Below are 9,997 nucleotides of genomic sequence, written 5' to 3'. Positions count from 1 at the left end.
AGAAGAACTCCGCTCTCCTCCCCCGCGCTTGGCGGGGGAGGTGGCCGAAGGCCGGAGGGGGTCGGAGCGATCGCGAAGGCCGCGCACACAATCCTACTTGTTGGCGGCTTCGAAGCGCTTGAGCTGCTCGTTGCCGGCCTTCACGGCGTCGTCGAGCGCCGTCTTGGCGTCCTTCTTGCCCGACCACACGTTCTCGAGCTCGCCGTCGACGATGTCGCGGATCTGCACGAAGTTGCCGATGCGCAGGCCCTTGGAATTCTCCGTCGCCGGGTTGAGCGTCAGCTCCTGCACCGCGACGTCGCGGCCGGGGTTGGTCTTGTAGAAGCCGGCCTTGTCGGTGACTTCCGCGGCGGCCAGGGTGACCGGCACGTAGCCCGTCTCCTGGTGCCACTTGGCCTGCACCGGGGTGCTGGCGAGGTAGGTCAGGAACTTGGCCACGCCCTTGTACTCGGGTGCCGGCTTGCCCTGCAGCACCCACAAGGTGGCGCCGCCGATGATGGAGTTCTGCGGCTTGGGCGCGACGTCGGGCGAATAGGGCATCATCGAGATGGCCACCTTCTCCTTGCCGAGCGCCTTTTCGATGCCTGCCGCCGACGCCGACGAGGCGACGTGGAACACGCAGTCGCCGGCATTGAACAGCGCCGTCGATTTACCTTCGCGGCCGCCATAGACGAAAGTCTTGTCCTTGCTCCAGTCGGCCAGCATCTGGATGAACTTGACGCGCGGCGCGTCGTTGAATTTGAGCTCGATGTCGGTGCCGCCGAAGCCGTTGGCCTTGGTCGCATAGGGCAGGTTGTGCCAGGCGCCGTAGTTCTCGATCATCGTCCAGGTCTGCCATTGCGGCGTGAATCCGCACTTGGCGCCGGCGGCGACGGCCTTCTTGGCCATCTCGCCCAGTTCCGGCCAGGTTGTCGGCGGCTTGTTCGGGTCGAGGCCGGCCTTCTGCATCAGCTCCTTGTTGCGGTAGAGCACCGGGGTCGAGGAGTTGAACGGCATCGACAAGAGCTTGCCGTCGGTCGTCGAATAGTAGCCGTAGACCGGGCCGATATAGGCCTTGGGATCGAACGGCTCCTTGGCATCGGCCATGAGCTGGAACACCGGATAGACCGCGCCCTTGGCGGCCATCATGTTGGCGGTGCCGACCTCGAAGACCTGCACGATGTGCGGCGCCTGCTTGGCGCGGAAGGCGGCGATCGCGGCGGTCAGGGTCTCGGTGTAGGAACCCTTGTAGACGGGGTTCACCTTGTATTCGCTTTGCGACTTGTTGAAGCCGTCGGCCAGCTGGTTGACCGTCTCACCGAGGTTGCCACCCATGGCGTGCCACCACTGGATTTCGGTCTGGGCGACGGCGCCCTGCGCACTGGCAAGAACCGCCGCAGCCGCGACGGACGACAATAGAATCCGTGTCATGGTCCAAAAACCTCCCTGTGAAGTCCCGTCGTTGTATCGACAGGTCCAAAGACTGCGATGTGTCACATTTGTTGCGATCTGATGACAGTCGACCAAGACTGTGTACCAAAGGCAACCCCAAAACGCCCTATTAATTGAGGGCCGCCAGGATGACGTCCGGCGCGTCGGTGATGATGCAGTCCACGCCCATGCCGATCAGGGCCTTGGCCACGGCGCCGTCGTCGATGGTGTAGACGCTGAGGGCGTAGCCTGCCTTCCTGATGTCGACGGCCTGGGGCGCGGTAAGCTTGGCACCGTTGGTGTTGACGCCCACGGCGCCCACTTCTTCGGCACGCGCCCGCCAGTTCTTCTCGATCCTGCCCAACAGGATCGCCCGGGCAAATTCCGGCGCCGCCTCGCGGGCCGCGACCAGCGAAGCGGCCTTGAAGCTCGACAGCAGCGGCGGCGGCAGCGACGCAGGCCAACAACGCCGCAGGGTCTCGACGGCCACGCGCGCGGTCTCGACCTCCCGGCCTTCGCAGGGCTTGATCTCCACGTTGCAGCCGAGGCCGAGTTCGGCGAAGCAGGCGATCGCCTCCTCGAACGTCGGGACGTCCTTCGGCAGGTCGACGCGCAGCATCTCCGCCACCAGCCGGTCGATCCCCATGGTCCGCTTGAGCGACGGATCGTGCATCACGATGGGGATGCCATCGCGCGTCAGCTTGACGTCGATTTCGACCCAGGTGGCGCCGCGGCGCCGGGCCTCGCGGAACGAGGCCAGCGTGTTTTCCGGGGCATAGGCCGCCGCTCCGCGATGGCCGATGACTTTAGGCAGTTGCAGCATGAACGATTCCAACGCTTACTCGGGATGCCGCAATAGACGACTGTCCCGCCCCATGTCGACCTTTCCCGACAAGTTTCGCCTCGATGGACGCACCGCCCTGGTCACGGGCTCGGCGCGCGGCCTCGGTTGGGAGATGGCCAAGGCCCTGGCCGAGGCCGGCGCGCGGGTCCTGCTGCATGGCCGCACACGGGACCGGATCACCCCCCGGCTGGAGGAGCTGCGCCGGGCGGGCTTCGCCGCCGATGCGCTGGCCTTCGAGATGAGCGACCGGTCTGCGATGGCGGCGGAGGTGGCCGCCTCGGGGCCGATCGACATCCTGATCCACAATGTCGGCGAGCGCGACCGCCGGCCCTTCGCCGACATCGCAGCCGACGACTTCGCCCGCCTGGTCGACGTCGACCTCAGCGCCGCCCATGCCCTGGTCAAGCTGGTGGCCCCGGGCATGATCGAGCGGCACTGGGGGCGGCTGATCCTGGTCACCTCGATCGTGGCCGACCTCGCGGTGCCGGGTGCCGTCTCCTACGTCGCGGCCAAGGGCGGACTGGCGGCGCTCACGCGCGCGCTGGCGGCCGAACTCGGCGCCACGGGGATCACGTCGAATTCGCTGTCGCCCGGCTTCTTCGCCACCGAGACCAACGCCCAGCTGATCGCCTCGCCGGCCGGCGAACGCCAGCGCGAGCGCTGCCCCGCCAAGCGCTGGGCCGATCCGTCGGAGATCGCCGGCGCCGCCCTCTTCCTCGCCTCGCCGGCCGCTTCCTATGTCAACGGCCATGCGTTAATTGTCGATGGTGGGGTGTCGGCGACCTATCTCGCCTGACTGCCCGCCCAGAAAAGACAGGGGGGAAGATCGATGCACGGCTTCGATTCGACCAGGGATATCGCCTCGCAGGGAATCGTCGCCTTCATCCTGGTCGCGATGTTCGCCCTGCTGGCCCTCGATCGCGTGCATCGCGTGCTGGTCCCGATCGGCGCGGTCGCGGTGATCTGGCTCGTCTCCTACTTCTCGCCCTTCAAGCTGATCTCGTTCGAGACCGCCAAGAATGCCGTCGACCTCAACGTCATCCTGCTGCTGTTCGCCATGATGGCGCTGGTGGGCGTGCTCAAGACCACCAACGTCTTCCCCTGGGCGGTCGACCGCCTGCTCGAGCGCTCGCGCGGCAATCCCAGCCGCGCCGCACGGCTGATCCTGTGGTTCACCGGCGTGCTGTCGGCGATCCTCGACAACGTCACCACCGTCATCTTCGCCTACCCGATGGCCTCGGAGATGGCGCGGCGGCTGAAAATCAACGGCTCGGCCTTCTTCCTGCCCATGGTGATGGCAGCCAACATCGGCGGCACAGCGACCCTGATCGGCGATCCGCCCAACGTGCTGATCGGCGCCGACCCGCGCACCGGCCTCAGCTTCATGGACTTCATCTATCACCTCGCCGTGCCCTGCACTTTCATGATGATCGTGCTGGTCTGGTACAGCCGACGCTACTATCCAACGGACATCGGCACGACCGCCGACGTCGACCACGCCGGCGCCGCGGCGCCGAGCGGTGCGAAGCTGGAAAACGTGCCGCTGCTGCGCGCCACCTGCTGGATCACGGTGCTGATCTTTGTGGGCTTCATGACCCACACCTTCACCCACATGCCGGTGGCGGTGCCGGCGGTGATCGGCATCGCCGCGATCCTGTTCGCCCAAGACTACTACTACCTCAAGGAACACAAGCCGACCCACGAGGAGCGCCAGCACGGCGTGCTCACCATCCTGGAGAAGGATATCGAGTGGCCGACGCTCGCTTTCTTCCTGTTCCTGTTCATCCTGGTCGGCGCGGCGGTGGCGACCGGCCTGATCGAGAGCCTGGCCGATGGCCTCGCCTGGGTCATCCAGCGGATCTCCAGCGGCTTTGGCCTGTCACCCACCGCTACTCTTCTGGTCGCAGCCCTGATCATCCTCTGGGTTTCGGGCTTTCTCTCGGCGGTGATCGACAACATCCCCTATACCGCCGTCACCATCCCGCTGGTGGCGAGCCTGCTCGGCCAGCTCAACGCCGGTTCCGACGGCCAGGTGCTGTGGTGGGCGCTGTCGCTCGGCGCCTGTCTCGGCGGCAACGGCACGCTGATCGGTGCGTCGGCCAATGTCACGGTGACGGGACTGGCCGAAAAGGACGGCAAGCGCATCTCGTTCAACGAGTTCACTGCCTTCGGCTCGCGGGTCGCGGCCATCACCCTGGTGATGTCGTCGGCCTATCTCGCGCTCTGGCTCTATGTCGGCTCGACCCTGGTCAACGTAGCGGGCGCCGGCGTGCTACTGCTGCTGTTCACCGCCCCGCGTTTCCTGAATAGAAGCGCGTCGAGGGAGTAAGGCCCTGGCCCACGCGTCAGGATGAACACCAGGATCGCCAGCCACAGTAGGTGCGAGGGGTAGTCGTTCCAGTAGACCAGGAACTGGATGGTGAGGGTGAGTCCGATCAGAGACAGGGCGGCGAGCCGCGTGAACAACCCGGCAAGAATCAGGCAGGGGGCCACCAACTCGACCGCCGTTCCCAGGTAGGCCGCAATCTCGGGCGGCAGGAGCGGCAGCTTGTATTCATCGCGGAACAGCCCGATCGCCTGCTCGATGTTGTCGGCCTTGAGCGAGCCCGAGCGCCAGAACACCCAGAAGATGCTGAAGCGCATCAGGAGCTGCAGCGCCGGCAGCGGAAAGGCGTCGAGTCTGGCGCGCCACGTGTCGATGAATGCCGTCATGCGTCCTCCCAGCGTCGATGCCGGTATAGGCAGAAACGCCGGGCGTCAGGGTCAAACCCTCTCACGCAGGCGTGAGCGGACCATCACAAAAACGCGGAAGTTCCTGAACTTTCACGGACGGCAAAAGTGTCCTATGCCTTGCCGCCCGACATGAACCGCTACTGCACCTACTTCGATCATCACTATCTCGATCGTGGACTGGCGATGATCCGTTCGCTGCGCTGCGTCGAGCCGGATTGCCGGATCTCGGTGCTTTGCCTCACGCCGGAATGTGCGCGCGTCATGGTGCGACTGCACGAGCCCGGTGTGACATTGATGCAGCTTGCGGACTTCGAGCGGGAGAACCCCGACCTGCTCGCCGTCAAGGACGACCGCTCGCTCCGCGACTACTACTTCACACTCTCGGGTTGCATCGTCGCGTCGACCCTCCAGGCGGCCGGCCCGGGAGATGTCGTGACGTATCTCGACTCGGATCTGATGTTCTACTCGAGCCCGGCGCCGATCTTCGAGGCGATCACGAACGCATCGGTCGGCTTGATCAGACACCGCTTCCATTGGTGGGCGAAGCGTCTCGAGAAATACGGGCGTTTCAACGTCGGCTGGGTGAGCTTCCGGGCCGACCCCACGGGCCGGGCAGCGGCCCAATGGTGGCGCAACAGCTGCATCGAATGGTGCTACGGCTGCATCGACGGCGACCGCTTCGCCGACCAGAAGTATCTCGATCACATCTTCCAGCGGTTTCCGCATGTCATCGAGGTCACACATCCCGGCACGAATGTCGGGCCATGGAACATCTGCCGGCACTCGATCACCCGGGGACCAGACGGTGCGTTCGTGGTCGACGGAAAATTCCCGCTGATCTTCTTTCACTTCTCGGGATTGAAGGAAATTGAACCGAACGTCTTTCTCGGCAGCAACGTCTCCTACCTTGGGCCTTTTCCCACCGTGGTCCGGAACGACATCTACGGTCCCTATGTCGCGCACCTCAAGCGGATCCAACAGGAGATTGGCGACATTCCGGGGGAAGCATCGATTGCGGAACCCTTGTCCCTCATGGAGCGGCTGGTCGCGCGGATACGTCTCAAGGCTGGCAGATGGGCCGGGCACTACGTCAGGCCAACGTCTGGCTGACGATTACCCCAGGGTATTCGAGAGGCTGAAGATGTTCTTGCCATGGTACAGGAAATCGCGATTGCGCTTGCCCATCTCGCGGAGGAAATTCCGGGCGTTTGCCTCCCCCGGCAGCATCCCGTCGTGCAGCTCGATGATCAGCAGGGGAAACGCGTCGATCCAGTCCGTGTTGTCCGCAAACAGATTTTCTTCGGACCCTTCGATGACGATCTTCACGATGAACGGCCGGGCGCCCCGGTGGCGCTCGTCATCGAGAAGCGTGTTGATCGACAAGATCCTGGTCGCCCCCCCAACAGCGCCATTGACCCGGTGGGCAAAGCTCCGGTCCTGGCGTTCCAGGCGCCCGGTTCCATCGGCGTTCCCGACCGCCGCGCACAGGACGGTAATCCGCTCCTCGCTGTTGATCTCGCGCGCCAGCGCGACATTGTCTTCGTCCGGTTCGACGGCAACGATGCGCGCCTGCGGATAGGTTTCGGCGAAGAATTTGGTCGCAATCCCACAATGCGCCCCACAGTCGATGATGAGGGGTGAGAGATTCTGCGCGACGATGGTCTCGTATTGCGCGTCGAGCTCGTCGCGCCGCCCGATCCTTTCGAGTCCGTACTCGTTCTTGTCGAAGATCAGACCCATGAGATTCAAGTCGACCGAGTCCCGCGCCTTCAGGGAGAAGAACTTCCTCTTCGTACGGTCATAGATCACTTGCCGGCATATCAACGGCGGTGAAACGCACCAGAAGCGCGGCGCCTGCCCGCGCAAAGTGTGCCCGCCCGCCAGCACCCAACGCCCGAGCCAGCGCGCCATTGTCCAGACCCGTTGCCGGTTGGACAACTTTGTCCAGATACGCGGTCGCCCCGCTTTGTTTCCCGGGTCTGACCTCATGTCATTTCACTGATCGCGAGGTGGCCTGGCGCTATTTCATTGGCTTATCAAGTCACCCGGAAATTCTTGAACTGCCACGGATCGGCCTTGTCGAGGTCCTCGGGAAACAGCACGCCGCGGCCCCGCAGCGGGGTCCAGTCGCTGTAGCGGCCGACGACCGGCCCAAGATAGGGCATGCAGATCTCGAGGTTGCGCGCGAAATCCATCTCGTCGGCCTCGACGAGGCCGCAATCGGGATTCTCGAGCGCCCAGACGATGCCGGACAGGACAGGCGCGCAGACCTGGATCGAGGTCGCGTTGTTGTAGGGCGTGAGCTTGCGAGTCTCGTGGATGTCGAGCTGCGAGCCGTACCAGTAGGCCCCTTTCTTGTGGCCCATCAGCAGCACACCGAGCTCGTCGCGGCCCGAGGTGATCTCCTCGACGATCAGCCTTTGCCGCTTCTGCTGCTTGAGATTCTTTCCCGAGATCTCGTGCATCGACATGATCGCCTGATCGCAGGGATGGTAGGCGTAGTGCACGGTCGGGCGGTAGACGACCTTCTTGCCCTCGCGCAGCGTGAAGTAGTCGGCCATCGAGATCGACTCGTTGTGCGTGATGATGAAGCCGTGGAACGGGCCCTCGAGCGGTGTCCAGGTGCGCACGCGGGTGAGCAGGCCTGGGCGATTGAGGTAGATCGCGGCATCGCAGCCGAAGCTGTGGCGCCGGCCATCGGGCGGCAGCGTCTTCTCGTGCGTGCCCCAGCCCATCTCGGCCGGCTGGCCGCCCTCCGAGACGAAGCCGTCGATCGACCAGGTGTTGACGAACTCGCCCACTTCCTTCGGGACAGGCGAGACCTGGGTATCGCGCTCGGCGATGTGGATCACCTTGACGCCGAGCCGGCGGGCAAGCTTGCCCCAGCCCTCGCGCGTCGAGGGCGCCGCCGCCTTCACGCCGGTGTCGCGGGCGAGGTTCATCAGGCCCTGCTTCACGAAATGCGAGACGAGACCGGGATTGGCGCCGTGGGCGATCACCGCCGTCGGGCCGCCGCGGTACCGGGGCTTGAGCTTCAGCATGGCGTCGCGCAGCGCGTAATTCGAGCGCCGCGAGACGGAGAGCGAGGGATCGGTGTAGCCGCCGGGCCACGGCTCGATGCAGGTGTCGATGTAGAGCGCGCCGGCCTGCTGGCAGAGTTCGACCAGCGCCGTCGAGGCGACCTCGACCGAGAGGTTGACCAGGAAATCGCCCTTGCCCAGCCGGCCTTCCAGTATCCGGCGATAGTTGGACTTGGTCAGCCGCTTCTCGATGAAGGTGACGCCGTAGCGCTTGGCCTCCGGGATACCGCCGCGCAGGTCCTCGGCGATGATGGTGATCTGGGAAGGTTTGATGCCGATATGGCGCAGGATCAGCGGCAGCACGCCCTGGCCGATCGATCCGAAGCCGATCATGACCATGCGGCCCTTGAACGAAACGTACTTCCTGCTGCGGGTTGCCTTGCGCGCGCTCTTCTTCGCCATGATTGGGTCTCCGATCGACGGGATTCGGGTCGTTAAACGGCGACGGGGCCTTTCTCAAGGCCCCGTCGGTGATCCTTTTGAGAAGATTTGAGCTTAGATGCAGATCGCTTTCAAAGGCGCGAACCCGTTGAAGGCCACTGACGAGTAGGTCGTGGTGTAGGCACCGGTTGAGAGAATCTCGACCTTGTCGCCGGGCTTGAGCGACAGCGGCAGCTTGTACTCCGTCTTCTCGTAGAGAATGTCGGCGCTGTCGCAGGTCGGGCCGGCCAGCACCACCGGACCGACGCGCGTGCCGTCGCGGCTCGTGCGCAGGCGGTACTTGATGCTCTCGTCCATGGTCTCGGCCAGGCCGCTGAACTTGCCGATGTCGAGATAGACCCAGCGCTTGCGGTCGTTGGCCGCCTTGCGCGAGACCAGCACGACCTCGCTCTGGATCACGCCGGCGTCGCCCACCATGGAACGGCCGGGCTCGATGATGACCTCCGGCATGCGGTTGCCGAAATGGCGCACCAGCGCGCGGCCTACCGCCTCGCAGTAGGCCTCGATGCTGCTGACCTCGGCCCGATAACGGGCCGGAAAGCCGCCGCCCAGGTTGACCATGCGCAGGTCCACACCCTCTTCGGCGAGGGCAAAGAACATCTGCGAGACCTGGGCAAGCGCCTTGTCCCATTGCTCGAGGTCGGTCTGCTGGCTGCCGACGTGGAACGAGATGCCGTAGGCATCGAGGCCCCAGGTCTTGGCCTTGCGCAGGAGATCCTTGGCCATCTCCGGCGCACAGCCGAACTTCTTGCTGAGCGGCCACTCGGCGCCGTCGCAATCGACCAGCACGCGGCAGAACACGCGGGCGCCCGGCGCCACGCGGGCGAGCTTCTGCAACTCCGCCTCGCTGTCGAAGGCGAACAGGCGCACGCCCTGCTGGTAGGCCCAGGCGATGTCCTTTTCCTTCTTGATGGTGTTGCCGAAGGAGATGCGGTCCATCGAGATGCCCGTGGCCTGCACCAGCTCGATCTCGCCACGGCTCGCCGTGTCGAACTTCGAGCCGGCCGTCGCCAGGCGCGACAGAACCTGCGCCGCCGGGTTGGCCTTCACGGCGTAGAAGATGTGGGCCGTCGGCAACAGTTCGCGCATGCGCCGGAAGTTGTTCTCGACCACGTCAAGGTCGATCACCAGGCATGGCGTCTCGGGCTGCTGCTCGCGGAGATAACGAAAGATACGCTCAGTCATCGCTGGGGGGTTCCCCGTCAGTAGTAGTCAGGCAGGTTCGGCAGGAGAGGTCGAACGCGACGTACGGCGCCAGAATGGCGGCGTGCGTCAGCCCATACTCGACGGAGACAGGGTCCGCGTAAGCGGAAGGTCGAGGGGGACGGCCCGGCATGTTGCCAGGCAATTGACATAATAGCGGGGAATGCGCCCCGCGCGGTAAGCAACCATATCAGAAGCTCCTTCCCGGACCCGGTTCGAAACCGGCACTGCCAAAAAGAACACTTTCCGTCGTTGCGTAACCACTAAGGGCCAGCGGCACGTGCGT

Annotated in this window: 9 protein-coding genes; 3 read left to right on the top strand and 6 right to left on the bottom strand. The window is 64.6% G+C overall.

The annotated features are described in order from the left end of the window. Positions 1–93: 93 nt before the first annotated feature. Both ugpB and EPO55_RS01160 read right to left on the bottom strand, forming a co-directional pair. Positions 94–1,410, bottom strand: coding sequence for a sn-glycerol-3-phosphate ABC transporter substrate-binding protein UgpB (gene ugpB, locus EPO55_RS01165; protein WP_296334547.1), 1,317 nt, complete (start codon positions 1,408–1,410; stop codon positions 94–96). Positions 1,411–1,540: 130 nt separating this feature from the next. Then, positions 1,541–2,233: a glycerophosphodiester phosphodiesterase family protein gene (locus tag EPO55_RS01160; protein WP_296334546.1), complete on the bottom strand. Its 693-nt coding sequence runs from the start codon at positions 2,231–2,233 to the stop codon at positions 1,541–1,543. Between the two features lie 52 nt (positions 2,234–2,285). On the opposite strand from EPO55_RS01160, the gene EPO55_RS01155 reads away from it, so the two are divergent. Together EPO55_RS01155 and EPO55_RS01150 are read left to right on the top strand one after the other, a co-directional pair. Further along, complete coding sequence (locus EPO55_RS01155) at positions 2,286–3,050, top strand: SDR family oxidoreductase (RefSeq protein ID WP_296334545.1); 765 nt, start codon at positions 2,286–2,288, stop codon at positions 3,048–3,050. A 33-nt stretch (positions 3,051–3,083) separates the two neighbouring features. Then, positions 3,084–4,583, top strand: a complete 1,500-nt coding sequence (locus tag EPO55_RS01150) for a sodium:proton antiporter (RefSeq protein ID WP_296334544.1) — start codon at positions 3,084–3,086, stop codon at positions 4,581–4,583. Here the strand turns inward: EPO55_RS01150 and EPO55_RS01145 are convergent. Next, positions 4,484–4,966, bottom strand: coding sequence for a DoxX family protein (locus EPO55_RS01145; protein WP_296334543.1), 483 nt, complete (start codon positions 4,964–4,966; stop codon positions 4,484–4,486). The two genes, EPO55_RS01150 and EPO55_RS01145, sit on opposite strands and share 100 nt — an antisense overlap. Positions 4,967–5,092: 126 nt before the next feature. Here EPO55_RS01145 and EPO55_RS01140 point away from each other — a divergent pair, with 126 nt between their 5' ends. Next, positions 5,093–6,097, top strand: a complete 1,005-nt coding sequence (locus EPO55_RS01140) for a hypothetical protein (RefSeq protein WP_296334542.1) — start codon at positions 5,093–5,095, stop codon at positions 6,095–6,097. A gap of 3 nt (positions 6,098–6,100) precedes the next feature. Here the strand turns inward: EPO55_RS01140 and EPO55_RS01135 are convergent, their stop codons facing one another. From EPO55_RS01135 to EPO55_RS01125, 3 genes are all read right to left on the bottom strand, one after another. Continuing rightward, positions 6,101–6,898: an FkbM family methyltransferase gene (locus tag EPO55_RS01135; protein WP_296334541.1), complete on the bottom strand. Its 798-nt coding sequence runs from the start codon at positions 6,896–6,898 to the stop codon at positions 6,101–6,103. Between the two features lie 125 nt (positions 6,899–7,023). Next, the gene (locus EPO55_RS01130; RefSeq protein WP_296334540.1) at positions 7,024–8,469 is read right to left on the bottom strand and encodes a saccharopine dehydrogenase C-terminal domain-containing protein; all 1,446 of its coding nucleotides are present in this window, start codon (positions 8,467–8,469) and stop codon (positions 7,024–7,026) included. A 93-nt stretch (positions 8,470–8,562) separates the two neighbouring features. Beyond that, positions 8,563–9,693, bottom strand: a complete 1,131-nt coding sequence (locus tag EPO55_RS01125) for a type III PLP-dependent enzyme (RefSeq protein WP_296334539.1) — start codon at positions 9,691–9,693, stop codon at positions 8,563–8,565. Positions 9,694–9,997: the final 304 nt, after the last annotated feature.

Origin of the sequence: Reyranella sp., from assembly GCF_004296935.1 — a bacterium.
Lineage (GTDB): Bacteria > Pseudomonadota > Alphaproteobacteria > Reyranellales > Reyranellaceae > Reyranella.
The sequence above is the reverse complement of the archived record's forward strand: the minus strand, read 5'-3'. Positions and strand labels throughout refer to the sequence as shown.